Origin of the sequence: Herbidospora sakaeratensis, from assembly GCF_001570525.1 — a bacterium.
In the GTDB taxonomy this organism is placed as follows: Bacteria; Actinomycetota; Actinomycetes; order Streptosporangiales; family Streptosporangiaceae; genus Herbidospora; species Herbidospora sakaeratensis.
The window spans coordinates 834,689-858,008 of the sequence record NZ_BBXC01000007.1 but is presented as its reverse complement, the minus strand read 5'-3'; the positions used below and the strand labels follow the sequence as shown (position 1 = coordinate 858,008).

The window sequence follows — 23,320 nt, the reverse complement described above, 5'->3', positions numbered from 1 at the left end:
GTCAGGCGTCCTTGCGCACGCCGCGCAGCACCGAGTTGCCCTCGAAGGTCTCGTCGGTCTTCAGGTCGTCCAGGTCGAGGCGGCCCGACTGGCCGTAGAACTCGACCGGGTTGCGCCACAGCACCTTGTCGACGTCGTCGGCGGTGAACCCGGCGGCCAGCATCGCGTCGCCGGTCTTGCGGGTCTTCAGCGGGTCGCTGCGGCCCCAGTCGGCGGCCGAGTTGACCAGCATCCGGTCGGTGCCGAACTCCTGGAGGATGCGGACCATGCGGTCCTCGTCCATCTTGGTGTCGGGGTAGATCGAGAACGCGGCCCAGCTGCCCGACTCGACGACCATCCGCACGGTCATCTCGTTGAGGTGGTCGACCACGACCATGCCGGGCGCGATGCCCGACTCGCGCACGACGTCGAGGGTCCGCTTCGTGCCGGCGGCCTTGTCGCGGTGCGGGGTGTGGACCATGATCGGCAGCTCGTGCTCCTTCGCCAAGTCGAGCTGACGCGTGAAGGCCTCGTCCTCCTCCTTCGTCATCGAGTCGTAGCCGACCTCGCCGACCGCGACCACGCCGTCCTTCTCGAGGTAGCGCGGCAGCTCGTCGAGGACGTCCACGCAGCGCGGGTCGTTGGCCTCCTTCGGGTTCAGCGCGATCGTGCAGTGGTGGCGGATGCCGAACTGCGCGGCCCGGAAGGGCTCCCAGCCCACGAGGGAGTCGAAGTAGTCGAGGAACGAACGCACCCCGGTGCGCGGCTGGCCCAGCCAGAAGGCGGGCTCGACCAGGGCGCGGACGCCGGCCGCGTACATGGCCTCGTAGTCGTCGGTGGTCCGCGACGTCATGTGGATGTGCGGGTCGAAGATGCGCACGGGCTAGGCCTCCTGGTCGACGAGGTTGAGCACGAGGTGCACGTCGTCGGGCACCACGCGGCCGGCCGCTTCGCGCTCCTTGGCGAAGTCGGCCAGCATGCGCGCGAGTTCGGCGTCCGCGCGGTCGGCGAGACTCGCGACCGCGGCCAGGGGGACGCCGACGAAAACGCATTTGAGCACGCCGTGCCGCCAGCCCTCGTCGTCGAGGTGGGCGGCGGCGTAGGGGCCCATGGCGGCGGCCACGAGCCGGGTGTCGTTGGTGCGCAGGGCGTCGCGGACCAGCGGCAGCCCTTCGTCACCGAGGCCGAGGATCGGCAGCGCGCGCAGCACCGCCCGCTTCTCGGCGTTGTCCCCTTCGGTGTACGCCCGCGACACCGCCGCCGCCCTGGGGCGCGGCAGCGCGTCGAGCAGCAGGGCGCGGGCGGCGTCGTCGGCCGTCCACCCGGTCAGGCCGTCCAGGGCGCCCCGGCCGACCTTGCGGCCGGCGGCGGGGAACAACACGGCCAGCCGGGCGGGGTCGTCCGCGACCTGGGCCCGCGCGGACGACAACCATTCCTCGGCCTGCGGGCCGAGGTCGAGCGCGGCGCGCAGGTCGTCGGGCGTCATCGCAGCGCCCACTCTCGCAGCGCGTCGAACTGGGCGAGCAGCCGGTGCTCGTCGGTGCCGACGGGGTCCTTGAAGAAGAAGCCGAGCGAGGTCAGCGCGCCCGACTCGCCCTGCTCGTGCGCCCACGACGTGAACCGGGCCAGGTCGAGGACGAGCGGCGCGGCCAGCGCCGAGTCGCAGCCCTGCCAGGTGAACTGCATGGTCATCCGGACGCCGAGGAAGCCCTCGAACAGGATGTGGTCCCACGCGGTCTTCCAGTCGCCCAGGTCAGGAACGTAGTCAATGTGGACCTCGCCCCCGGCGGAGTACCCGAGCATCTTCGCCATGCCCCGCTGCTTGGAGGCCGTCTTGCTGGCCGCGGCGGCCGGGTCGGCCAGGGTCGCCCCGTCGCCGCCGCCCAGCAGGTTGGTGCCCGACCACGACAGGACCCGCAGCGCCCGCGTGGTGAACATCGGCGCGAGCGCCGACCGCATGAGCGTCTCGCCGGTCTTGCCGTCGCTGCCGGCGTACGGGACGCCGCGCGACTTGGCCAGCTCGTCGAGCGCGGGCAGGCGGGCGCCGGTCGACGGGGTGAAGTCGACGAAGGCGCAGCCGGCCTCGAAGGCGGCGTAGGCGTACACGGAACTGGGCGGCAGCACGTAGGCGTCGGTCTCCATGGCCTTCGTGAGGGCCGCGAGGTCGTCGTGCTCGGGACGGTAGGCGCTGGGCGGCTCCGTCGACGACACGTTGATCACCACGACCCGGTCGAGCCCGTGCCGCTCGCGGAAGGCCGTGATGTCGGCCGCCAGCCGCGCCACGACCTGGAGCTGCGGCACCGCGTCCTCGACGTGCACGCCGTCGCGGATCTCCGCCTCGACCGCCGTCACCTCCGGCAGCACCGCCGCGGCGATGTCCCGCGGGACCACCCCCGAGGTGGTCAACTGCTCCACGCGCTTGGCCAGGGGCGTGGCCACGATGTCGTGACCGCCGAACACGAGCTCCCCGAATCCGGCCAACGGAAGCGGTGCGAAATCCGGCAGTTCCGAGACCAGGCCGACCGGGGCCGCGAGCCCTAACCGCACCGCGGTGGCGCCCGCCATCGCGGTGGTCGCCACCGACCCACGAACACCGACGAACCAGACGCCCGTCCGACTCTGCTTCACCATCACCGGCTTCCCTTTCGATATATCTCCGAAGGGACGGCTTGGTGAGGTCGGATGGAGCCGGCCTATGGCACGCTGAGTCCCCGGTCGGAGGACGCGCACGCCGAACGCGTCTACGGTTCAAAAAACCCTGCTTGACCTATGACGTGCCACCGCCGCCAAGCCCGAGACGTCCATATTGTTACGGTGCGGTACATCTCGGGTCAATGCCGGCTACAGGTTCGGCGGGGGCGCGGACCCGTTGTAAAACGGGTTCTGACTGAGCCGCCGCTCGGTCACCAGCAGCCGCACCACCCCCTCGCGGACCTGCCAGGCGTTCCAGACGGTCCACTGGTCGCCGGGGGTGACGTCGGTGAAGGAGAGCCCTCCGTCGGCCGCGATGTCGACGCGCCGGTACGTCACCCGCAGGCCCCGCCGCTCCGCCTCGGCCCGCACCTCCCGCACGGGCGCGCCGTCGCGCAGCCGCACCCCGTGGAGCGGCCCGCCGGGCCCGAGGGCCTTGTCGAAGTCGGCGTAGTCCTCCCCCGGCCGGGCCGGCCGCCCGAGCCGGACGTCGACCGAACCGGGGAACCCGGCGGGCACCCGCACGATCATCGAGCACCCCGGCCGGGCGGGCGCGCAGCCCTCCGGCTCGGGGTTGGCGCTCAGCACGACCCCGTCGTAGGCGAACTCGCCGCCGATCTCCTCCGGCCGGTCGAACGTGCCGGCGATCATCAGGCCGAGCGACCGCCCCGCCGACAGCGGCGAGACCGGCAGCGGCCGGATCCGCACGTCCAGCCCGACGGCCCGGAACGCCTCGGTGAACCGTTCGTGGTCGGCGAAGGGGTCGAGGATCCGGGCGACGTACTGCCTGCCCTCCAGGCGGATCTCGACGGCCGCGTTGGCGTAGGAGGTGACCGGCTGGGGCGGCATCAGCGTCACGACGAGCCCGGCGGCCACGGCCACCAACGCGGGCCGCAGGACGCGGCGCCGCCGGACCTTCGCAGACTCGCTCATCACGTGGGCCAGCAGCGCGCGGGCGCCCGGGGCGTCCGGATCGCCGCCCTTCCTGGACGGGTCGGTGAGAAGGTCGATCATCGCATGTCTCCCAGGGGTGCCAGGGCGAACGAGGTGGGCACGCCGTTGGCGGCCAGCGCCTTCGCGAACCGGCGGCGGGCGCGGTGGAGGCGGACGCGGACGTTGTTGCGGGTGATGCCGAGCGTCACGGCGATCTCGTCGTGGCTCAGCCCTTCCCAGGCGACCAGGGCGAGCAGCTCGCGGTCGCCGTCGGGCAGCGCGCGGAAGGTCTGCCCGATCACGTTCATCTCGACGCCGGGCGTCTCGGCGTAGAGGTCGGCCATCTCGGCGTCGAGCAGCACGTCGCGGCGGCCGCTCCTGCGGTGCTGCGACAAAACGCGGCGGGCGACGGCGTACAGCCAGAGCACCGCCTCGTCGCCGGGCGGGATCTTCGCTCGTTTTCGCCAGGCCACGGCGTAGGTGTCGGCGACGACGTCGGCGGCGTCCTGCGGGGACGCGCAACGGCGCACCGCGTAGCGGGTGAGCCGTTCGTAGGTGTCGCGGAAGACGGCCTCGAAGGTTTCGGGGGTCACGTCCCCCTTATGGCGTTCCGGGCCCCGGCATTACCCGAGGAGGCGGGAGAATTCCTCGAAGGAGTAGCGGCCGTCGCCGTCGGCGTCGAGACCGGTCGCGTAGGCCCCCAGGGCCTCGGCGGGCAGCTGGGGGAAGTGGGCGACGATCTCCGCCTCGGTGACGTATCCGTCGCTGTCGGCGTCGATGGCGTCGAACGCAGCCTTGAGGTCCACCTGGTCTCCTTATCCTCGGGCCACACCATAATGCACGGTCCGGGCGATAGGGGTGAACCCCATCGAACGGTACAGACGAGCCGGAATAGGCCAGGCGTCGTCACCCCGGGGGCTGACCGTGGCGACCTCGGCCCCGAGGTCTCTCGCGGTGCGCAGGGCGGCGAGACAGACGTCCCGCGCCAGGCCCCGGCCCCGGTGGTCGGGGACGGTGCCGACGGGCTCGATCAGCACGGCCCTCCGGGCGTCGTCGAGCCAGGCGAGGCAGTAGGCGGCGGTCTGGCCGTCCACGTCGGCGACGACGTCGAGCTCGGTCCGGTACGGCGCAGTGGCCTGGACGTTCCGGTAACTCTCCTCCGTGACTCTGGACGGGTAGAAGGCCTCCCGGTGGGCCCTGACGCGGCCCGCGACGTCGGTGACGGGATGACAGGCGGCCGCGGGCTCGGGCAGGTCGTCGAGGTTCCGTACCAGCTGCAGGAAGAACGGCCCTTCTTCCTGGACGAACCCGCGCGCCTCGACGGCGCCGATCAGGTGCGGCTCGGCGCTGGACACGACGACGCTCTCCGGCTCGGTGATCTCCGCGAACCAGTCGAGGACCTGACCGGCCCAGTGCTCGTCGACGGCCTGGAGGTTGAGGTGGCCGGGCAACTCGGCCCAGCCCCACGCGACGACCTCGCCGTTCTCGCGCCAGATCTTGGTGGGCCACTCGTGGTCGCGGCCGGTGTGCTGGCGCAGGCCCCAGGCGAGGTCGCCCACGTGCCAGCGGGCGCCGGGGAACCACAGGCGGGAGGTCAGCTCCTGCATCTCGCGGAGGCTCACTGGACCCTCAGCACCCCGGGCATGCGGATCAGCCGGTCGAGCAGGGCGGAGTCCGGCATGCCGGGGAGGTCGACCACGAACGCCTCGCCGTAATAGGCCTCGGTGATCTCGAAGTCCGGCGGGTCGAGCGGCTTCCCCAGCGACTCGCGAACATCGCCTTCGGTCTGTTCCCACAGGGTGAAAGCCCGGCTCACCGGATACACGGCCCCTCCTTCGAGCGCTCTGAGCACGTCCTCGACGGCCCGGAGCTCGGCCGGGGTGGCCGCGCCCCGTCCCCCCGCGCAGGTGTACGACGAGTACTTCGCGCGCTCGCCGCACATCGTCACGAAGAGCTCACCGCCCTTGTCCTCCCAGTACCCCTTCGGAGTCACCGAAGCGCCCCACGACCCGGGAAGGCCGGGTGTGTTCGGATAGCCGGGATAGTCCGCGTCCACCGCCACCAGGTCCGTCGTGCGGGCGATCGTGGCGTTGAACATGCCGCCGAAGTCGGCGAGATCGAGCTCCAGATCCTCCTCGGTCAGGTCCATCTCCGCCATCTCCGCCGCGTCGAGGAGCGGCGTGCCGTTCTGCCGGTTGTTCTCCCCGATCCGCTTCCAGTCCTCCAGCGCCGCCTCGGGACTGGTGTAGGTCAGATCGGAGAGGCGGGGGTCGGCCTCCAGCACTTTGCGGACCGCCCGCACCATCTCGGGTGTCGCCGCACCCGCGTCACAACCGTCGACCAGGGACTCCTCTGCGCACATGTAGACGCCGAGGCGGCCGCCCTCCGGCCACGGGTCCTTCGCGACCGCTCCTCCGGCGGCCGAAGAACCGGCGTAGACGAGCGCCAGGGTGATCAGTAACCGGAGCATCGTCGGATTATGGCGCATGTGTCAGTTCGGGCTGACCTCGCGAACTCCGGGCAGCTTGACGAGGCGATAGAGGAGCGCGGTCCGCCCCGTCGTGTCGTCCAGGTCCACCCAGAACATGGTGCTGAAGTCGACGTCGGTGGGCAGCTTCCACCGCGGGCCCAGGCGGTGCAGGTAGGTGAGGTAGTTCCACAGGGAGTGCGCGGGGGTCTCCTCGTAGACGATCGGCTCGCCGGGCAGGGCGCGCAGGTGAGCGGCGACCGCGGCGATCTCGGCGCCCGTGGCGGCGCCGCGCCCCGCGCAGCTGAGGTCCTCTTCGTTCGCGGGTCCGCACATCTGCACGCGCACGTCGGCCCGGCCGGTCCAGTACATGACCGGGAAGACGTAGACGACCGTGACGCCGGGGATCTCGCCGAGATCCTCGGTCAGTTCGTCGGGGTCGGCCGTGCCGACCGCTGTGGCCTCGACCTGGAAGGCCAGGTCGTCGGCGGTAAGGAGGGTCGAGAAGCCCTTCTCGCCGGGGGCGTTCGACAGGTCGGAGCGGTTGAAGCCGTCGGCCGCCTCCTGCCGGTCGGCGAGACGGGCCTCCGTGACCCTCGGATCGGCGGCGACCGCGGCGGTGGCGGACGCCAGCTGAGCCGGCGTCGGGTCCTCTTCCGGGCACCCCCAGTGGTCGGCGCCGAGACCGCCGCACAGGAACACCGACACGTCCCACATGTGCGGCCACGGGTCCCTGGCCGCCGCGCCCCCGTCCGCCGACACGGCCGCCGCCACCAGAGCCACGGAGATCAACAAGCGGAGCATCGTCGGATTATGCCGAAGAAAAGGGCCATCCCGGGACCCGGGCGAAAAGCCGGGGGTGCGGGTCCCGGGATGGCGGTCCTGCCGTTTCGGTGACTAGCGGGGCAGCGCCTGGAAGGCGCGGCCGACCGCGGTCGGGGTGCCGTTGTCGCGGAAGAGGCCGCTGTTGACGCCGCTCGCGCCCGCGCCGATGCCGAACCACGCGTAGCGCTCGACGAACGGGAGGGACTGGAGCATCTTGGCCGACTCCGTGACGAAGGCCGCCTGCTGGGCCTCGGTCGGGTAGCGCACGCCGTTGCTGAAGTCGATCAGGGCGAACTCGGTCAGCCAGATGGGCTTCTTGTAGCGGTCGTACACGGCCTGGAGGTAGCCCTTGAGCTGCTGGACGGCGCGCTCGGTGACGAAGTCGCCGCCGTACCAGTGCAGCGGGATGAAGTCGACGCGGTAGCCGCGCTGCTTGGCGCCGGTCATGAAGCGGTCGAGCCAGCCGCCCGCGCGGTCGCCGCCCCACGCCACGGCGGGGGCGCCGAGGATCTTGCCGGCGTCCTGGAGCCTGGGCCAGAGTTCGAGGGCCTTCTCGACCGTCATGTTGGCCTGGTCGGCGAAGTCGGGCTCGTTGAAGCCGAGCAGGTAGGGGCCGGCCGCCTTGGCCTTGGCCAGGTTGGCGTCGGTGACGCTGTTGGCGCCCCAGATCATCGGGACGAACTGGCTGTCGGCCGGGGTGGTGATGTTGGCGTGGTCGACGGCCCAGGTGTAGTACCAACTGGCCTTGGCGTTGGCCACGGCGGCGTTGACGCCGGGGATCTGCCAGACCGCGATGCCCTTCTTGCCCTTGGCGGTGGCCGGGGGCGTGCTGGGGGTCGTCGAGGGGCTCGACGAGGGGGTCGGCTTGGGGGTCGTGCCCGGCGTGGTGGTGGGGGTGGTCCCGCCGGTGCCGAAGACCTGGAACTCCCAGAGGGAGACGCCGTACTGGCTGGAGCGCTTGGTGGCGTGCAGGCGCACGTAGCGGGCGCTGGCCGACGCGTCGATCGTCTGGACGCCGCCCCGGCCGGCGGTGGTGGTGTGGATGGTCCGCCACGTCGCGGCGTCGTTCGAGGTCTGGATCTGGAAGGCGGTCGCGTAGGCGCGCTCCCAGTTGAGCACGATCCGGCTGATCGGCGTGACCTTGCCCAGGTCGAGGCGGATCCACTGCGGGTCGGCGAACTTGCTGGACCAGCGGGTGCTCGTCTTGCCGTCGAAGGCCGCGGCCGCGGACAGGTCGCCCCGCTCGACCGACGAGGCCACCGCGGGCCGACCCTGCGAGACCAGCGTGTCGGCGGCCTGCGCGGGCCCGACGCCGGTGATCAGGGACGCGCTCAGGGCAACCGCGAGGGCGCCCCCGAGCGCGGCGCGCCGGCGGGGAACTGTCGTCTGAGTCATGGTTGTCCTTCGTAGGGGATGTCTGAACCGGAGACCCCGCCACGACCTGCGGATAACAGAAATCGGGAAGACGGCGGCCGGTTTTTCCGGCCACACTCGACGACCATGGACGAACGGCGCATGGTGCGCATCTCGAAATACCTGGCCAAGCACCTGCGGCACGAGCCCGGCCGTATCGGCCTCGTCCTCGACGAGCAGGGCTGGACCCCCGTCGAGGCCCTGATCGCGGCCGCCGCCGCGCACGGCTTCCCCTTCGACCGGGCCGAGCTCGACCACGTGGTCGAGGCCAACGACAAGAAGCGGTACGTCATCCACGACGGCCTCATCCGGGCCAGCCAGGGCCACTCGATCGAGGTCGACCTCGACCTGCCCGTGGTCGAGCCGCCCGCCGTGCTCTACCACGGGACCGCCCCGGCGGCGCTGGCCGCGATCAGGGCCGAGGGGCTGGTGAAGATGGCGCGGCACCACGTGCACCTGTCTCCCGACGTCGAGACGGCCACCCGGGTGGGCGCGCGGCGCGGCCGCCCGATCGTGCTGACCGTCGAGTCGGGCCGCATGCACGCCGAGGGCCACGAGTTCCGGGTCAGCGCGAACGGCGTGTGGCTGGTCCCCCACGTGCCCCCGAATTTCATCCGCTTCCCGTAGGGGCCGTCATGAGATCGAAGCGCTCGCTCCTGCTGCCGGCCCTCGCGCTCCTCATGGGCGGCCTCGCGGTGCTGGCCTACGTCCACACCTTCGAGCTGGTGGTCCTGCGGACGTACCTGAACCACCCGTACGCCTTCGGCGCGCTGGCCTGCGTCCTGGCGGCGGTGGCCGCCTTCCGGCTGCGGCGGCCGTGGATGCGAGTCGCGGTCGTCGTCCTCGCCGCGCTGGGCCTGGTCACCGCGCTGTTCGAGGGGATGATCGCCGTCATGTTCTCCTCCGCCGAGGAGGCCGGTCACGTCGACGGGCCGGGCCCCTACCAGATCCGGCTCCAGTCGTCGATGGCGGGACTCGGGCCGGACCAGGTGATGTGGCTCAGCCTCCGCAGGGAGGACGGGCTGCTCACCAGGGAATGGCACCTCGGCTGCTTCAACGACGACGTCCTCGGTGAGGGCTTCGAGTCGGTCAGGTGGACGGGCCCGCACACGATCGAGATCCGGGTGTACGACGGCCGCACCTTCCCCATCACCCTGGACCCCGCCTCGGGCCGGCCCCGGAACACGGCCTCCCTCGGCTGCTGACACCGGAACCGGTGGCCTGCGACCACGGCGAAGATCGAGAATACGTCCGCCGGCCTCGCACAGGCGGTTCTGGTGGCGGTCGGCGTAAACCGGTGCGGCTTCACCTGCCCAAGACCCAGACCGCCTCACGGTGGATGAAGTCGGCACAGGCTCCGGCCGCGTCGGCGTGGACGGTCACGTCGTGGAAACCGTCGTCGTAGAAGCCCACCCGGCAGGAGCCGGGCCGGAGATCCAGATAGGGGCCGGCCCCGGTGCGCTTGTCGAACGAGTAGCCCTGCCAGGCCCCGACCAGCTCCGGCCGGGCGTCGAGGCGCCTCCTGACGGCGGCGAGGAACGCATCGCGATCGGACAGGTGCGGCCGGGCGGGAGCCATCTGGACGGCGACCGGGACCTCGCCCACGGCCAGGGGAATGTCGCAGAGCGCGTTCACCCAGTCGACCATGCGACCATGCGACCAGCGTAGGCCTGCGGGCCCGGTTGATATACCGACTACAAGATCCCCAGGCGAAGTACGTTGACAATCCCCCACACCCTGGGTTTTGCTCGAAAGCAAAACGTTTTGCGAGAGGATGATCGAATGGCCGACACACCCCGCCGGGTGCTGGTCACGGGGGCCGCCGGCAGGTTGGGGAAAGCCACGCTCGCGCTGCTGGCCGAGCTGGGGGTCGAGGCGACCGCGCTCGATCGGGAACCCCTCGACGCGCCGGGGGCCGTAGCGGGCGACGCGGGCGATCCGGCGACGGTCCGGCGGGCGCTGGCCGGGGTCGACGCGGTGCTGCACTTCGCGGCGATCCCCGCGCCGACGCTCGGCACGCCGGTGGCGGTCTACGCGGGCAACACCCGCTCGACCTTCGTGGTCCTGGAGGAGGCCGGGCAGGCCGGGGTGTCCCGGGTGGCGCTGGCCAGCAGCCTGTCGGTGACCGGGATGCCGTGGGCGGCCAAGCCGCTGCACCCCGCCTACCTGCCGATCGACGAGCGGCTCCCGCTCCAGAACGAGGACCCCTACGGGCTGTCGAAGCAGGCCGACGAGGCCACCGGCGCGATGATGGCCCGGCGCTTCGGCATGGGCGTGGTGGCGCTGCGCTATCCGCTGCTCGGCGGGCCGGGCGACAAGTTCGACACCACCGCCGCCCGCTACGCGGACGACCCCGGCTCCGGGGCCGCCGAGTTGTGGACCTACCTCGACGACCGCGACGCCGCCCGCGCGGCCTGGCTGGCCGTGACGGCCCCGCTCACCGGCTACCACGCGGTGTTCGTGACGGCCCCGAACACCCTCGCCCCGCAGCCGACCGAGGAGCTGCTCGACCGTTTCCACCCCGGCGTCGAACGGCGCAGGCCGTTCGAGGGCCGCGAGGCGCCCATCGATCTGACGGTCGCCGAGACCCTGCTCGGCTTTCGCGCCCGGCACCTCTTCCCGATGGAGGTCTGATGGAGACCCATGCCGGCCGCCGCTCCGCCCGGTCCCGCCGCGTGATCCCCGAGACGCAGGCGCCCTGGCCGCCGCGCGACAACCTGAAGATCACCGGGGTCCGGTCGATCGTGACCGCGCCCGGCGGGCCGCCGCTGGTGGTGGTGCGGGTCGACACCTCCGATCCGGGCCTGTACGGCCTGGGCTGCGCCACCTTCACCCAGCGCTTCCACGCCGTGGCCGCCGCCGTCGACGAGCACGTGGGCCCCATGCTGGTCGGCCGCCATCCGGCCGACATCGAGGACATCGTCCGGATGGTGCACTACTCGTCGTACTGGCGGGGCGGGCCGGTGCTGAACAGCGCGCTCTCGGGCGTCGACCAGGCCCTGTGGGACATCATGGGCAAACGCGCCGGCATGCCCGTCTACGAGCTCCTCGGGGGGCGGGTCAGGGCCGCCGCCGACACCTATCTCCACGCCGAGGGCGCGACCGTCGAGGCCACCCTCGACCACGCCCGCCGGCTCCTCGACGCGGGTTACCGCAACGTCCGGCTGCAGACCGGCGCGCCCGGCCTCGGCCACTACGGCGCGCCGGGCTCCCCCAACGGCTACCCGGACGCGCCCTACCCCGACGGCTGGGACGTCCAGCGCTACCTCCGGGAGACCCCGAGACTCTTCGAGCGGGCCCGCCACGAGCTGGGCGACGAGCCGGGGCTGCTGCACGACGTCCACTCGCGGCTCACCGTGAAGCAGGCGGTGCAGCTGGCGCGGGCGCTCGAACCGTACCGGCTGTTCTTCCTCGAAGACCCCATCGCGCCCGAGTACTACGACCGCCTCCCGGAGGTCAGGGTAGCCGCGCCGATGCCGATCGCGGCCGGGGAGCAACTCGGTTCGGTCGCCGACGCGGCCCGGCTGGTCATGAACGGCGGGGTCGACCTGCTCCGGCTGCACGTCTCGGCCGTCGGCGGGCTCACCCCGGTCAGGAAACTGGTCGCGCTGTGCGAGCTGAACGGGGTCGGCACGGCCTGGCACTCCCCCGCCGACGTCTCGCCCGTCGGCTCGGCGGCCAACATCGCGCTCGACGTCACCACCCACGCGTTCCAGATCCAGGAGGGCCACGTCTACCCCGATCCGGTCGTCGAGGTCTTCCCGGGCACGATCAACCCTGTCGGCGGCTACCTGTTCCCCCACGACGCCCCGGGCTGGGGCGTCGACCTCGACGAACGCGCCGCCGCCAAGCACCCGCCGGTGACGCACCTCCACGAGCGCTGGTCGGCCCGCGTCCGCCGCCCCGACGGGGGTGTTGAACCCCCGTGACGAAGTTACATCGGGTGCAAGGTGCGTGTGGATATACGATCCCTCCATGGATCGGCGGGAGCGGAAGAAGGCCGAGACGCGCCGGGCGATCACCGGGGCCGCCCTGCGGCTGTTCGCCGAACGCGGGTTCGCGGCCGTCACGGTCGCCGACGTCGCCGCCGAGGCCGACGTCGCGGTCAAGACGGTGTTCAACTACTTCCCGGCCAAGGAGCAGCTGTTCTTCGACGCCGACCCGCCGCTGCTGCCGCGCGGGCCGCTGCCCTCCGAGCCGGTGCCGCAGGTCGTGGCCGGGTGGGTGGCCGCGACCGGCGTGCTCGACCCGGAGCGGGCGCGGGTCTACCGCGACGACGCCGGCCTGCGGGCGCACGCCCGCGAAGCGTTCGCGGCGCGTGAGGAGGAGCTCGGCGCCGGGGTGACCGGCGCGCTGGTCGCGGCGGCGGCCCGGCGGGTGTGGGAGTCGGCGATCCTGCGGGTGGCCGACGGCACGCCCGCGCCCACCGCCGCCGAGCAGGCCCGCGACGAGCTGAAAGAGGCGCTGGCCTCCTTCGCCGCGCCGCCGGTGCGCCGCGCCCCCGCTCCGCGCGCCGACGCCCGGCGGCCGAGCATCCTGCTGGTCGCGCAGGCGGCCGGGGTCAGCGCGACCACGGTGTCCCACACGCTCAACGGCCGCCGCCCGGTCGCGGCCGAGACCCGGCGGCGGGTGCTCGAGGCGATCGACCGGCTCGGCTACCGGCCCAACGTGCTGGCCCGGGGGCTGCGCACCAACCGCAGCCAGACGATCGGGCTGGTCATCCCCGACATCACCAACCCGTTCTACCCGGCGCTGGCCCGGGGGCTGCAGGACGTGCTGCGCCCGGCCGGCTACGACGAGATCATCAGCAACACCGACGGCGACCGCGACATGGAACGTGCCGCGATCGAGCAGATGATCGCCCGGCAGGTCGACGGCCTGGCGTTCGCCGTCTTCCACACCCACGCCGAAGACCTGCTGCCGGTGATCGAGGCCGGGCTGCCGGTGGTCCGGCTGGGCGGCGTGCAGGTGCAGGACGGGGTCGACCTGGTGCACAGCGACGACGAGGGCGGCGCGGCCGAGGCGACCCGCTACCTGCTGGAGACCGGCTACCGGCGTATCGGCTTCGTCTGCGGCCCGCGCGCCGAGGGCCCCGCCGCCGAGCGTGTCTCCGGCTACCGGCTGGCCCTGGCCTCGGCCGGGATCGAGGCCGACCCCCGGCTGGTCGTGCACACCAGCTTCAGCCGCTCGGGCGGCGCGGGCGGCACGTCGTGGCTGCTCGGCCTGCCCGACCCGCCCGACGCCGTGTTGTGCGCCAACGACATCATGGCGCTGGGCGCGATCGACGCCGCGCTGGCCCGCGGCCTGCGCATCCCCGGCGACCTGGCGGTGATGGGCTTCGACGACATCGAGGCCGCGAGCCTGGTCTCGCCCCGGCTGACCACGATGGCCAACCCGGCCCGCGAGATCGGCCGGGCCTGCGGCGAACGCCTGCTCGCCCGCCTGTCGGGCACGGTCGCCGAGAGCTCGACCGAGACGATCATCCCGGCCCGGCTGGTCCGCCGCCAGTCGGCCTGACCCTTGACAGAGGATTTCCCGCGTGTAAATTCCAGGGACAGTCTTAACGATTTGCGTCCCACCCCCAGGGGGCCGACATGGCATCTATGAAAGCGCGAATCCTGTCCCTGGCCGCCGTCGCCACCTTGGTGGCCGCCGGTTGTTCGTCAGGCGGCGGGCAGACCGGCGGGCAGACCGGCGAACCGGCCGCGTCCGGACAGTCGATAACGATGTGGACCTTCAAGCAGTCCCACGCGGCCGCACTCCAGAAGGCCGCCGAGCAGTTCACCGCGCAGACCGGCATCGGCGTGCAGGTCGAGGCCGTCACGCCCGACGACGTCTTCAAGAGCAAGATCCAGAGCGCCGCCCAGACGGGCGACCTGCCCGACGTGCTGGAGGCCCACGCCGCGGGCGAGGACCTGGAGCTCGGCGCGTCCGGCCTGCTCGCCGACATCAGCGGCGACGTGAACGACGCCTGGAAGGGCCGGTTCCTGCCGTCCACGCAGAACGCGGGCGTGCTCGACCAGGGCCGGATCGACCGCGCGGCGGCCGACTCGCCGTTCAAGCAGGCCAAGGCCGGGTCGATGTACGCCGTCCCGTTCACGGCCGGCGCGTTCGGCATCGTCTACGCCAACAAGGAGAAGCTCCAGGCGGCCGGGCTCAGCCCCGACACTCCCCCGGCCAGCTGGGAGGAGTTCGTGGCGGCGCTGAAGACGTCCACGGAGAAGGACCCGCAGGCGGGCGGCCTGTCGCTCGGCCTGAAGGTCAGCCAGGTCGGCTTCAACTGGATCTACCAGCCGCTCGCCCACGCCTACCTGGGCAAGGAGAAGTTCCAGGGGCTGTTCGCCAAGGACACGACGGCCGGGTTCGGCTCGCCCGACGGGGTCAAGACCCTCGACCTCTTCGCGCAGCTCACCCCCTACTGGATGCCCGGCGCGACGACCCTCGGGATCGACGAGGCCGACATCGCGTTCGCCCAGGGCAAGTCGGCCTACAACGTCGGCGGCACCTTCACCCTCGCGTTCCTGGCCCAGAACGGCATGTCGCCCGACAAGGTGCTCACCTTCCCGATCCCGCCGTCGGCGTCCGGGGCGCACAAGGACATCGTGATGGCCCCGTTGGCCCTGACCTCCCTCGGTGTGACCTCGACGTCCAAGAACCGGGCCGCGGCGCTGAAGTGGATCGACTACGTCACCTCGCCGGCCGGGGCGGGCATCGTGGCCAAGGAGTCGCTCGACCTCCCGGCCACCGACCTGGGCGCCGAGGCCACCACGCTGATGGGGCCCGAGCTGGCCGCGCTGCAGAAGTACTTCACCGGCGACCCGGCGAGCACCTACGACGCGGGCGACACGACGTTCTTCCCCGGCGGCTACGACCAGGTCAAACCGGGTGACGCGTTCGTCCGCCTGACGCCGCTGAAGGAGCTCGGCCCGGCGCAGGCCGGCAAGGAGCTCGACGCGATCTTCGGAGCAATGTGGAAGTCCGCCGAATAACCAGGCCGACCCGGTGGAGGGAGTGGGTCACCGGCTGGGCGTTCGTGTTCCCGGCCGTGGCCCTCTTCGCCCTGATGGGCGTCTACACGATCGGCAGCGGCCTGGCGCTCAGCTTCGCGTCGTGGAACGGCTTCACCCCCGAGTGGATCTGGGTGGGCCTGGAGAACTACGCCGACCTGCTGTGGGCCGACCCGTCGCTGGCCCCGGGGGTGCGCCGGGCCGCCTGGAACACCCTCCAGGTGTGCCTGGCGGTGCCGCTGCTGACCGTGCTGATCTCGCTGCCGCTGGCGGTCATGCTCAACTCCGTGCGCCGCCTGCGGGGGCTGCTGCGCTCGGTCTACTTCCTCCCGTACGTCACCACCGGCATCGCCACCTACTACGCCTGGCGCTACCTGCTCGAACCCGAGGGCTCGATCAACCTGATGCTGCGCTCGGTCGGCCTCGGCTCGCTGGCGCAACCCCAGGGCTGGCTGGCCAACCCGTCGACGGCGCTCTGGACGCTGATCCTGATCCTGGTCTGGTCGTCGGTGCCGACCGCGACGCTGCTCTACCTGACCGGGCTCCAGGCGATCGACCCGAGCATGGTCGAGGCCGCCCGCATCGACGGCGCGGCCCCGCGCCAGGTGCTGCGGCGCATCATCGTGCCGCTGCTGACGCCGATGACGGCCGGGATCGTGCTGCTGGGCGTGCGCGACTCGCTGCACGGGTTCCAGATCTTCCTGATCATGACCAACGGCGGGCCCGGCGGGCACACCAACGTGCTCGCCCTGGAGACCTACGAGCTGGCCTTCTTCAAGGGGCTGGCGCCGACGCTCGGCCTGTCGAGCGCGCTCGGCTGGTTGTTGTTCGTGGCGGCCGTGCTGCTGACGCTGGCCAACGCCCGGCTGCTGAGGAGGGTGCGGTGACCGCCGCCCGCATCGCGAAGACCGCCGCCTACGCGGCGCTGATCGGCTACGCCGCGCTGAGCCTCTATCCGTTCCTGTGGATGGTGTCGGGGGCGTTCAAGACCCGGGAGGAGATCCTCGACGGCGGCCACCTGATCCCGCGCGAGCCGACCTTCGACACGCTCGTGACCACGTGGAACCAGCTGGCGTTCGTCGACTACTTCCGCAACAGCCTGATCGTGACCGGCCTGACGGTGCTGGGCGTCCTGGTGGTCTACAGCCTGGCGTCCTACGCGTTCGCGGTGCTCCGGTTCCCGGGCGCCAAGACGCTCTACTGGTTGTTCGTGGCGCTGCTGTTCGTGCCGGGGATCACGGTGCTGCTGCCGGTGGTGATCCTGGAGAACCGGCTGGGCCTGCTCGGCACCCACATGGGGCTGGTGCTGCCCTTCGTCAACGGCACGGCCCCCCTGACGGTGCTGCTGCTGACGGCGGCGTACCGGAGCGTGCCGAAGGAGCTGCGCGAGGCCGCGCGGGCCGACGGCGCCGGCGAGGCGCGCATCTACCTGCGCGTCTACCTGCCGCTGACCCGGCCCGCGCACATCACGATCGCGGTGCTGACGGCGGTCCCGACGTGGAACGAGTACGTGCTGAGCCGGGTCTCCCTGAACGACAAGTCGCTCTACACGTTGCCCCTCGGGCTGGAGTCCCTGATTTCCGGTACCGTCGTCCGCTACAACGAGGTGCTGGCGGCATCATTGATCATGGTGCTGCCGGTGATCGCGCTGTTCGCGTTCCTGCAGCGCTACTTCGTCAACGGGCTGGTCGGTGCGGTGAAAGGGTGACGATGGCGGTTTCCGAGACGGACCTGCGGCATCTGCGGCGCTGCGTCGAGCTGGCCCACGAGGCGTTCGAGGCGGGCGAGGAGCCGTTCGGCTCGGTGCTGGCCTCGGCCGACGGGACCGTCCTGGCCGAAGACCACAACCGGACCGCCGCCGGCGACCAGACCCGCCACCCCGAGTTCGACCTGGCCCGCTGGGCCGCGAACAACCTGACGCCGGAGCAGCGGGCGGGCGCGACCGTCTACACCTCCGGCGAACACTGCCCGATGTGCTCGGCCGCCCACGCGTGGGTGGGCCTGGGCCGCATCGTGTACGTCGTCTCGGCCGCTCAGCTGTCCGAGTGGCGCGACGGGTGGGGCGCGCCGTCGGCGCCGGTGCGCCCCCTCCCGATCCAGGAGGTCGCGCCCGGCGTGATCGTCGAGGGCCCGATCCCCGCGCTGGAGGCCGAGATGAAGGCCCTGCACCACCGCGTCGCTACTTCGAGATGAACGTCAGCAGATCGGCGTCGAACGCCTTCTCGTACGCGCCCCTGATCCCGTGGGGCGCCCCCGGGTAGATCTGCAGGGTGGCGTCGGGGATCAGCCGGGCCGTCTTCGGGGCTGAGGCCTCGAACGGCACGATCTGGTCGTCGTCGCCGTGGGCGACCAGGACCGGCACGTCGATCCGGCCCAGGTCCTCGGTGAAGTCGGTCTCCGAGAACGCCCGTACGCACTCGAAGGCGCTCTTGACCCCGACCTGCATGCTCCACATCCAGAACGCGTCGATCGCGCCCTGGCTGATCTCGGCGTCGGGCCGGTTGAAGCCGTAGAAGGGCAGCGCGAGCTCCCTGTAGTACTGGGACCGGTCGCCCGCCACGCCGTCGCGGATCTCGTCGAAGACCTCGATCGGCATCGAGGCGGCCATGTGCGGCGGGACCGCGCTCACCAGCACCACCTTGTCGACCCGGGCGGTGCCGTGGCGGCCGATGTAGCGGGTGACCTCGCCGCCGCCGGTCGAGTGGCCGACGAGGACGACGTCGCGCAGGTCGAGCGTGTCGAGCAGGGCGGCCAGGTCGTCGGCGTAGGTGTCCATGTCGTTGCCGTTCCACGGCTGGTCGGACCGCCCGCCGCCGCGCCGGTCGTGGGCCAGCCCCCGGAAGCCGTGCTCGGCGACGAGGCGCAGCTGGCCGTCCCAGACGTCGGCGGTGAGCGGCCAGCCGTGGCTGAAGACGACGGGCTGCCCGGTCCCCCAGTCCTTGTAGAAGATCCTGACCCCGTCGTTCGCGGTGATGTACGGCATGTCGAAATCCCCCGTTCCGGAATATGCACATTACCCACCGAAATGGCGTCAATACTAATGTCCGAGATTTCACCCTTTCATGACCCGCGACAGAACGGTGAAAGGGCGGTGAAATGCGAAATGGGCAGGGTGTACGACATGGACACCAAGAAAATCGAAGACTTCGCGATGAAGATCACCCTGGAGGCCCTCGGCTCCGGCCTCACCCTCCAGACGCACCTCGGCGACCGGCTCGGCCTCTTCCGCGCCATGGCCGGCGCCGGCCCGCTCACCAGCGCCGACCTGGCCGCCCGCACGGGCCTGTCCGAGCGGTACGTGCGCGAGTGGCTGCGGGTGCAGGCCGTCGCCGAGCACGTCGGCTACGACCCCGAGGCGGGCACGTTCACCCTGCCCGACGAGCACGCCCTGGTGCTGGCCGACGATCTCACGATCGCCGCCCGCGCCTCGGCCTCGCAAATTCAGGCCGCCTCGTGGAAGGCCGCCGACCATCTGGCCGAGGCGTTCCGCACCGGCGAGGGATTCGCCTGGGACCGCCACGACGACAACCTCTTCGACGGCGTCTCGCGGTTCTTCGCCCCGCTCTACCGGTTCAGCCTGATCGACCACTGGCTGCCCGCCCTCGACGGCGTCACCGAGCGGCTGGCCGCCGGGGCGCGCGTGCTCGACGTCGGCTGCGGCATGGGCACGTCGTCGATCCTGATGGCCGAGGCCTACCCGAACTCCCGTTTCGAGGGCGTCGACACCCACGAGCCGTCGATCGAGGCGGCCCGCCTGGCCGCCAAGGACGCCGGGGTCGACGCCCGGGTGCACTTCCACGTCGCCGACTCGGGCGAGGAGCAGTACGGCGAATGGGACCTGATCTGCTTCTTCGACGCCCTCCACGACATGGGCGACCCGGTGACGGCGGCGTCCCGGGCCCGCGCGGCGCTGGCCGAGGGCGGCACCGTCCTGGTCGTCGAGCCCTTCTCGGCCGACCGCCTGGAGGACACGATCGGCAACCCGATCGCGGCGATCTACGCGGGGTCGTCGGTCATGCTCTGCCTGCCGCACGGCCTGTCGGAGGGCGCCAGGCTGGGGCTGGGCAACCAGTCGGGCCCCGCGCGCATCGAGGCGCTGCTGCGCGAGGCCGGCTTCGGCCGGGTGCGCACCGCCCTGACGACCGACTTCAACCTGGTCATCGAGGCCCGCGCCTGACCGCGCTCAGCACGACGAACTTCGGATCGCCGGCGACCAGAGCGGCGTTGCCGAACAGGCGCTTCAGCTTGACGTGGTAGCCGAGGTGCCGGTTGCCGACGATCCGCAACTCGCCGCCGGGCCGCAGGGCCTGCTTGGCCTGGGTGAACATGCGCCACGCCGTCGCGTCGGTGACGGCCTGGTGCGCGTGGAACGGCGGGTTGCACAACACCAGGTCGGCCGACCCGGGCTCGGCGCCGGCCAGCCCGTCGGCGACCCGGAACTCCGCCGGGCCCGGCACGTTGGCGCGGGCCGAGGCGACGGCCGCGTAGGACTCGTCGACGAACAGCACCTCGGCGTCGGGGTTGTCGCGCAGCACGAACGCCCCGACGATCCCGTTGCCGCAGCCGAGGTCGACGACCCGCTCCCCCTTGACGGTCGCGGGCAGGTGCTTCAGGAAGAACCGGGTGCCGACGTCGAGCCGGTCGGCGCAGAACACCCCGGCGTGGTTGACCAGGTCGAGGCCCTCGTGACGGTACGTCACCGGGAACCGGCTCGCGACCGGCGTCGGGCGCGGCTCGGTGAAGATCAGCCGGGCCTTCTTCACCGCGAGGGAGGTGCGGGTGGGGCCGAGGATCTTCTCGAACAGGGCCAGCGTGGAGGTGTGGATCTCCTTGACCATGCCCGCGCCGAGGATGCGGGTGCCCTCGTGGACCGCCGGCGCGAGCCGGATCAGCTGGTCTTCGAGCAGGGCGAGGCTCTTGGGGATGCGCACCAGCAGCGTGTCGACGCGGGGCGGCGGGGCGTCGTGGGTCGACAGCAGCGTGGCCTCGGGCAGGCCGAGCCGGGCCAGGTTGGCCCGGGTGGCCTGCTGGGTCAGGTAGGAGTCGGTGATCTGGACGGGCCGGTGCGCCGCGAGCGCGGTGACCAGCGCGCCCCAGCGGTCGCCGAACACGACGACCGTGCCGTGGGGTTCGCCGAGCTCGCCGAGGAGGTACTCGTCGGCGGCGTCCCAGGCCCGGAACGGGTCGCGCGGGTCGTCGGGGAACCGGCGCAGGCCGAGGTCAGAGAGCGGCGACATAGACCCAGCGGCCGTCTTCCCGGGCGAACGTGCTGTGCTCCTCCAGCACACCGGGGCGCCCGCGCTCGGTGTAGTGGGCGCGGAACCGGACGGTGCCCTCGGTGTGGACCGGCGAGCCGCCCGTCGTCTCGAGGATCTCCAGACCGGTCCAGCGGGTCTTCCGGTCGAGGTCGAGCCTGATCGGCCGGGTGGCGGCCGCCCAGGTGACCAGCAGGTAGGAGGCGTCGCCCTTGGCGTAGGCGGAGAACCGCGACCGCATCAGCGCCTCGGCGGTCGGCGCCGCCGCCGCACCGGCGTGGAACCGCCCGCAACACTCCCGATATCCCTTGCCCGAACCGCAAGGACAACCCGTCTCGACCACCCGGCCATTCTTCCCTAGTCCAGCACCTCGACCGTCCCGGCCGACCCGTCGACCCGGACGCGGGCCCCGTCGCGGATGCGGCTGGTCGCGTCGCCGGTGCCGACCACGGCGGGGATGCCCAGCTCGCGGGCGACGATCGCGGCGTGCGACAGGGGCGCGCCGACGTCGGTGACCACGGCGGCGGCGCGGGGGAACAGCGGGGTCCAGCCGACGTTGGTCACGTTCGTCACCAGGATCTCCCCGGCGGCCAGGTGCTCCGCCTCGGTCATCGACGGGATCACGCGGGCGATGCCCTCGACCACCCCGGCCGCGCCGGGGAAACCGCTGATCGCCCCACTCCGGGGGGCGGCCTCCGTCGTCTCGCCGGCGTAGTCGGACCGCCGGTCGGGGTCGGCCGCCCACCGTTCGGGGTCGAACGCGCCCCGGATCACCCCCGGGTAGGGCGGCAGCGCCCGGTAGTGGTGGTAGGCCGCGCGCCGCGCGTCGATCAGGCCGAGCACGCCCCGGTCGCCCCGGAGCAGCCGCAGGATCTCGCCGACGCGCAGGAAGAAGACGTCCTCGCCGATCCCGGTGACCGACCCGGCCCGGCGCACCCAGTCGCGCAGCACCCAGAAGGCCCGGACCGCCTCCGACCGCGCCTCCTCGCGGGCCTGGACGATCTCGCTCCACCGCCGGATCCGGCCCCAGTAGCGGTAGGCGTTGCGCGGGTCGTGCTCCTTGAACCGCCGCCACGCCGCCCGCGACGCCCCCTCCTGCCGGTTCAGCAGGTCGATCGGGTCCGCCGAGAGGCCGTCGAGCTCGCGGTCGAGCCACTCGGGGTCCTCGCCCGGCCGGGCGGCCGACAGCTCCAGCTCGTCGGGGCAGCGGTGCCCCCAGCGGTGGGCGTACTCCTCCCTCGACAACCGCCCGCGTTTCACCTCGCCGAGGCCGAGCAGGGGCCCCATGCTCTCCAGGTGGGCGCCGAAGCCGCTGGTCAGCGCGTTGGCGTCGGCCGCGCCGACGAGGTCCTCCAGGCGGTTGCGCAGGAAGACCAGGCTGCCGGCGTCCTGCCGTCCGGCGGCGGCCAGCAGGCGGTTGCACTCGCGGAAGTAGGGCTCGACCGCGCCCCGCCACAGGCCGGTCAGGTCGTTGCTGACCGCGATCAGGGTGCGCAGGTCGTCGGCCCGGCGCCGGACCCTCGGCAACATGCGGTCGAGCCGCCGGGCGTAGGGGACGAGGGCCAGCCGGCCGCGCAGCAGCGGGACCACCGCCCGCGCCAGCTGCCGCTTCGTCAGCCGGAGCAGCGGCACCTCGGCGTCGTCGGGCAGCCGGCCGAAGACCGGCCGCAGGCCGTCCCTGATCACCCGGTTGAGGCCGAGCGAGTCGCCGATCGTGAGCAGGACCGACAGGTTCAGGTAGAAGCGCCCGCCGATGTTGCCGCACATCGGGTGCCCGGCGAACGACCCGGCGATCATCGCGTCGGCCATGAACCGCTGGATGACCGACCAGGTCACCGGGGTCATCACGCTCGGGATGGCCTCCCCGAGGTTGCCGTTGCTCCACAGGTAGTCGCCGCGCAGGGAGTCGTTCCACACCTCCCGCCGCCCGGTGATCGGCCGGGCCTGCAGGATGTACGGCTTCGCCTCGGCGATGCCCCATTCGACGTCCATCGGCATCCCGTACAGGATCTCGATGCGCCGCCCGAGCCCGGTCAGCGCCATCACCTGCTCGCGCGTCAGCGTGGGCACCGACCGCAGGTCGCCGGGCACCGGCACGAGCCCCGACGTGCCCGCCATGACGGTCTTGTCGGAGATCGTCTCCTCGATGTGGCCGTCGCGGTCGACGGCGTAGACGTCGGGCGTGACCGTGCCGCCCACGACGGTCTCCCCCAGCCCCCAGGCCGCGTTGATCACCAGCTTCCCGTCGAGCTCGGTGAACAGCACCCCGGACACCGAGGCGTCCACGAGCTCCTGGACGACCACCGCCATGCCCGGCCGCTGGATGCCCGCCCGTTCGCGGTAGGCCCGCGCGCGGTCGTTGTCGAGCGAGCCCCAGCACCGCTCCACCGCGTCGATCACCGCCGCGGCCCCCCGGACCCCGAGGTAGGTGTCGTGCTGCCCCGCGAACGACACGTCGGGCCGGTCTTCGGCGGTGGCCGACGACCGCACCGCGACCGGCACGTCGTCGCCCATCGCCCGGTAGGCCGCCGTGATCTCGGCGGTCACCTCGCGGTTCATCCCGGCCTCGCGGGCGGCGGTGGTGACGTGGAACCCTCCCGGCACCGGCAGCCCCGCCGACGCGAGCCGGGCGAGCGACGCGCCTTTCCCCCCGGCGGTGCCGGCGTCGGCGGAGTCGCTGGTCAAGGGCAGGGTGTACGTGCTCATTCCGGGATGATGCCGGAAACTCGGACATACCAAACCCGTCACTC

25 protein-coding genes are annotated in these 23,320 nt (G+C 72.0%); 10 read left to right on the top strand and 15 right to left on the bottom strand.

Features of this window, described 5'->3' with window-relative positions; all coding sequences use genetic code 11:
- Position 1: 1 nt before the first annotated feature.
- The 10 genes from AW271_RS03575 to AW271_RS03530 form a co-directional block, all read right to left on the bottom strand.
- Positions 2 to 859, bottom strand: a complete 858-nt coding sequence (locus AW271_RS03575) for a TatD family hydrolase (RefSeq protein WP_062331602.1) — start codon at positions 857 to 859, stop codon at positions 2 to 4.
- A 3-nt stretch (positions 860 to 862) separates the two neighbouring features.
- On the bottom strand, positions 863 to 1,465 hold the full coding sequence (locus AW271_RS03570; protein ID WP_062331599.1) for an EboA domain-containing protein: 603 nt from the start codon (positions 1,463 to 1,465) through the stop codon (positions 863 to 865).
- The gene (locus AW271_RS03565) at positions 1,462 to 2,610 is read right to left on the bottom strand and encodes an inositol-3-phosphate synthase (protein WP_062331596.1); all 1,149 of its coding nucleotides are present in this window, start codon (positions 2,608 to 2,610) and stop codon (positions 1,462 to 1,464) included. The genes AW271_RS03570 and AW271_RS03565 overlap by 4 nt, the downstream gene beginning before the upstream one ends.
- Positions 2,611 to 2,820: 210 nt before the next feature.
- The gene (locus tag AW271_RS03560; RefSeq protein ID WP_062331593.1) at positions 2,821 to 3,684 is read right to left on the bottom strand and encodes a hypothetical protein; all 864 of its coding nucleotides are present in this window, start codon (positions 3,682 to 3,684) and stop codon (positions 2,821 to 2,823) included.
- Complete coding sequence (locus AW271_RS03555) at positions 3,681 to 4,196, bottom strand: RNA polymerase sigma factor (RefSeq protein ID WP_062331591.1); 516 nt, start codon at positions 4,194 to 4,196, stop codon at positions 3,681 to 3,683. Before AW271_RS03555 ends, AW271_RS03560 begins: the two co-directional genes overlap by 4 nt.
- 30 nt (positions 4,197 to 4,226) lie before the next feature.
- Entirely contained in the window at positions 4,227 to 4,409 is a 183-nt protein-coding gene (locus AW271_RS03550; RefSeq protein ID WP_062331587.1) for an EF-hand domain-containing protein, read from the bottom strand.
- A gap of 9 nt (positions 4,410 to 4,418) precedes the next feature.
- Positions 4,419 to 5,225, bottom strand: a complete 807-nt coding sequence (locus AW271_RS03545; protein WP_062331584.1) for a GNAT family N-acetyltransferase — start codon at positions 5,223 to 5,225, stop codon at positions 4,419 to 4,421.
- Entirely contained in the window at positions 5,222 to 6,073 is an 852-nt protein-coding gene (locus AW271_RS03540) for a hypothetical protein (RefSeq protein ID WP_062331581.1), read from the bottom strand. Before AW271_RS03540 ends, AW271_RS03545 begins: the two co-directional genes overlap by 4 nt.
- A gap of 21 nt (positions 6,074 to 6,094) precedes the next feature.
- Positions 6,095 to 6,874: a hypothetical protein gene (locus AW271_RS03535; protein WP_157553875.1), complete on the bottom strand. Its 780-nt coding sequence runs from the start codon at positions 6,872 to 6,874 to the stop codon at positions 6,095 to 6,097.
- A gap of 93 nt (positions 6,875 to 6,967) precedes the next feature.
- A complete protein-coding gene (locus AW271_RS03530) occupies positions 6,968 to 8,290 on the bottom strand; it encodes a glycosyl hydrolase (protein WP_062331576.1) in 1,323 nt (440 codons plus the stop codon).
- A gap of 105 nt (positions 8,291 to 8,395) precedes the next feature.
- Here AW271_RS03530 and AW271_RS03525 point away from each other — a divergent pair, with 105 nt between their 5' ends.
- Both AW271_RS03525 and AW271_RS03520 read left to right on the top strand, forming a co-directional pair.
- A complete protein-coding gene (locus tag AW271_RS03525; protein WP_062331573.1) occupies positions 8,396 to 8,935 on the top strand; it encodes an RNA 2'-phosphotransferase in 540 nt (179 codons plus the stop codon).
- An 8-nt stretch (positions 8,936 to 8,943) separates the two neighbouring features.
- Complete coding sequence (locus tag AW271_RS03520; RefSeq protein ID WP_062331571.1) at positions 8,944 to 9,513, top strand: hypothetical protein; 570 nt, start codon at positions 8,944 to 8,946, stop codon at positions 9,511 to 9,513.
- 100 nt (positions 9,514 to 9,613) lie between these two features.
- Here the strand turns inward: AW271_RS03520 and AW271_RS03515 are convergent, their stop codons facing one another.
- Positions 9,614 to 9,955 (bottom strand): hypothetical protein, encoded by a 342-nt coding sequence (locus tag AW271_RS03515; RefSeq protein ID WP_062331569.1) that lies wholly within the window; start codon positions 9,953 to 9,955, stop codon positions 9,614 to 9,616.
- A gap of 135 nt (positions 9,956 to 10,090) precedes the next feature.
- Between AW271_RS03515 and AW271_RS03510 the strand changes: the two genes are divergently transcribed.
- The 7 genes from AW271_RS03510 to AW271_RS03480 all read left to right on the top strand — a co-directional run bounded on the left by AW271_RS03510 (position 10,091) and on the right by AW271_RS03480 (position 17,508).
- A complete protein-coding gene (locus tag AW271_RS03510) occupies positions 10,091 to 10,942 on the top strand; it encodes an NAD-dependent epimerase/dehydratase family protein (RefSeq protein ID WP_062331566.1) in 852 nt (283 codons plus the stop codon).
- Positions 10,942 to 12,237 (top strand): enolase C-terminal domain-like protein, encoded by a 1,296-nt coding sequence (locus tag AW271_RS03505; protein WP_062331563.1) that lies wholly within the window; start codon positions 10,942 to 10,944, stop codon positions 12,235 to 12,237. The genes AW271_RS03510 and AW271_RS03505 overlap by 1 nt, the downstream gene beginning before the upstream one ends.
- 46 nt (positions 12,238 to 12,283) lie before the next feature.
- Positions 12,284 to 13,825 carry a substrate-binding domain-containing protein gene (locus AW271_RS03500; protein ID WP_062331560.1) on the top strand — a complete coding sequence of 514 codons (1,542 nt, stop codon included), beginning with the start codon at positions 12,284 to 12,286 and terminating at the stop codon, positions 13,823 to 13,825.
- Between the two features lie 86 nt (positions 13,826 to 13,911).
- Entirely contained in the window at positions 13,912 to 15,297 is a 1,386-nt protein-coding gene (locus tag AW271_RS03495) for an ABC transporter substrate-binding protein (protein ID WP_062331557.1), read from the top strand.
- Entirely contained in the window at positions 15,279 to 16,202 is a 924-nt protein-coding gene (locus AW271_RS03490; RefSeq protein ID WP_062331555.1) for a carbohydrate ABC transporter permease, read from the top strand. Before AW271_RS03495 ends, AW271_RS03490 begins: the two co-directional genes overlap by 19 nt.
- Positions 16,199 to 17,023, top strand: coding sequence for a carbohydrate ABC transporter permease (locus tag AW271_RS03485; protein ID WP_218007928.1), 825 nt, complete (start codon positions 16,199 to 16,201; stop codon positions 17,021 to 17,023). Before AW271_RS03490 ends, AW271_RS03485 begins: the two co-directional genes overlap by 4 nt.
- A 2-nt stretch (positions 17,024 to 17,025) precedes the next feature.
- Positions 17,026 to 17,508 (top strand): nucleoside deaminase, encoded by a 483-nt coding sequence (locus AW271_RS03480; RefSeq protein WP_062331552.1) that lies wholly within the window; start codon positions 17,026 to 17,028, stop codon positions 17,506 to 17,508.
- On the opposite strand, the gene AW271_RS03475 is transcribed toward AW271_RS03480, so the two are convergent.
- Entirely contained in the window at positions 17,495 to 18,298 is an 804-nt protein-coding gene (locus tag AW271_RS03475) for an alpha/beta fold hydrolase (protein ID WP_062331549.1), read from the bottom strand. The genes AW271_RS03480 and AW271_RS03475 overlap by 14 nt on opposite strands.
- A 138-nt stretch (positions 18,299 to 18,436) precedes the next feature.
- Here AW271_RS03475 and AW271_RS03470 point away from each other — a divergent pair, with 138 nt between their 5' ends.
- Positions 18,437 to 19,492 (top strand): class I SAM-dependent methyltransferase, encoded by a 1,056-nt coding sequence (locus tag AW271_RS03470; RefSeq protein WP_169806272.1) that lies wholly within the window; start codon positions 18,437 to 18,439, stop codon positions 19,490 to 19,492.
- Here AW271_RS03470 and AW271_RS03465 read toward each other — a convergent pair.
- The 3 genes from AW271_RS03465 to AW271_RS03455 are packed head-to-tail and all read right to left on the bottom strand — an operon-like array spanning position 19,473 to position 23,276.
- Positions 19,473 to 20,552 carry a methyltransferase gene (locus AW271_RS03465; RefSeq protein ID WP_062331542.1) on the bottom strand — a complete coding sequence of 360 codons (1,080 nt, stop codon included), beginning with the start codon at positions 20,550 to 20,552 and terminating at the stop codon, positions 19,473 to 19,475. The two genes, AW271_RS03470 and AW271_RS03465, sit on opposite strands and share 20 nt — an antisense overlap.
- On the bottom strand, positions 20,536 to 20,913 hold the full coding sequence (locus AW271_RS03460; RefSeq protein ID WP_062331538.1) for a YchJ family protein: 378 nt from the start codon (positions 20,911 to 20,913) through the stop codon (positions 20,536 to 20,538). Before AW271_RS03460 ends, AW271_RS03465 begins: the two co-directional genes overlap by 17 nt.
- A 14-nt stretch (positions 20,914 to 20,927) precedes the next feature.
- Positions 20,928 to 23,276, bottom strand: coding sequence for a PEP/pyruvate-binding domain-containing protein (locus AW271_RS03455; protein WP_062331535.1), 2,349 nt, complete (start codon positions 23,274 to 23,276; stop codon positions 20,928 to 20,930).
- Between the last annotated feature and the right edge of the window lie 44 nt (positions 23,277 to 23,320).

Bases quoted from the DNA above. Each gene is read 5' to 3' on its own strand.
- AW271_RS03480 (WP_062331552.1), top strand. From the start codon at position 17,026: ATGGCGGTTTCCGAGACGGACCTGCGGCATCTGCGGCGCTGCGTCGAG.
- AW271_RS03565 (WP_062331596.1), bottom strand. From the start codon at position 2,610: ATGGTGAAGCAGAGTCGGACGGGCGTCTGGTTCGTCGGTGTTCGTGGG.
- AW271_RS03560 (WP_062331593.1), bottom strand. From the start codon at position 3,684: ATGATCGACCTTCTCACCGACCCGTCCAGGAAGGGCGGCGATCCGGAC.
- AW271_RS03540 (WP_062331581.1), bottom strand. From the start codon at position 6,073: ATGCTCCGGTTACTGATCACCCTGGCGCTCGTCTACGCCGGTTCTTCG.
- AW271_RS03515 (WP_062331569.1), bottom strand. From the start codon at position 9,955: ATGGTCGACTGGGTGAACGCGCTCTGCGACATTCCCCTGGCCGTGGGC.
- AW271_RS03530 (WP_062331576.1), bottom strand. From the start codon at position 8,290: ATGACTCAGACGACAGTTCCCCGCCGGCGCGCCGCGCTCGGGGGCGCC.
- AW271_RS03510 (WP_062331566.1), top strand. From the start codon at position 10,091: ATGGCCGACACACCCCGCCGGGTGCTGGTCACGGGGGCCGCCGGCAGG.
- AW271_RS03455 (WP_062331535.1), bottom strand. From the start codon at position 23,276: ATGAGCACGTACACCCTGCCCTTGACCAGCGACTCCGCCGACGCCGGC.
- AW271_RS03465 (WP_062331542.1), bottom strand. From the start codon at position 20,552: ATGTCGCCGCTCTCTGACCTCGGCCTGCGCCGGTTCCCCGACGACCCG.
- AW271_RS03495 (WP_062331557.1), top strand. From the start codon at position 13,912: ATGAAAGCGCGAATCCTGTCCCTGGCCGCCGTCGCCACCTTGGTGGCC.
- AW271_RS03525 (WP_062331573.1), top strand. From the start codon at position 8,396: ATGGACGAACGGCGCATGGTGCGCATCTCGAAATACCTGGCCAAGCAC.
- AW271_RS03505 (WP_062331563.1), top strand. From the start codon at position 10,942: ATGGAGACCCATGCCGGCCGCCGCTCCGCCCGGTCCCGCCGCGTGATC.
- AW271_RS03570 (WP_062331599.1), bottom strand. From the start codon at position 1,465: ATGACGCCCGACGACCTGCGCGCCGCGCTCGACCTCGGCCCGCAGGCC.
- AW271_RS03470 (WP_169806272.1), top strand. From the start codon at position 18,437: ATGGACACCAAGAAAATCGAAGACTTCGCGATGAAGATCACCCTGGAG.
- AW271_RS03475 (WP_062331549.1), bottom strand. From the start codon at position 18,298: ATGCCGTACATCACCGCGAACGACGGGGTCAGGATCTTCTACAAGGAC.
- AW271_RS03535 (WP_157553875.1), bottom strand. From the start codon at position 6,874: ATGCTCCGCTTGTTGATCTCCGTGGCTCTGGTGGCGGCGGCCGTGTCG.
- AW271_RS03500 (WP_062331560.1), top strand. From the start codon at position 12,284: ATGGATCGGCGGGAGCGGAAGAAGGCCGAGACGCGCCGGGCGATCACC.
- AW271_RS03520 (WP_062331571.1), top strand. From the start codon at position 8,944: ATGAGATCGAAGCGCTCGCTCCTGCTGCCGGCCCTCGCGCTCCTCATG.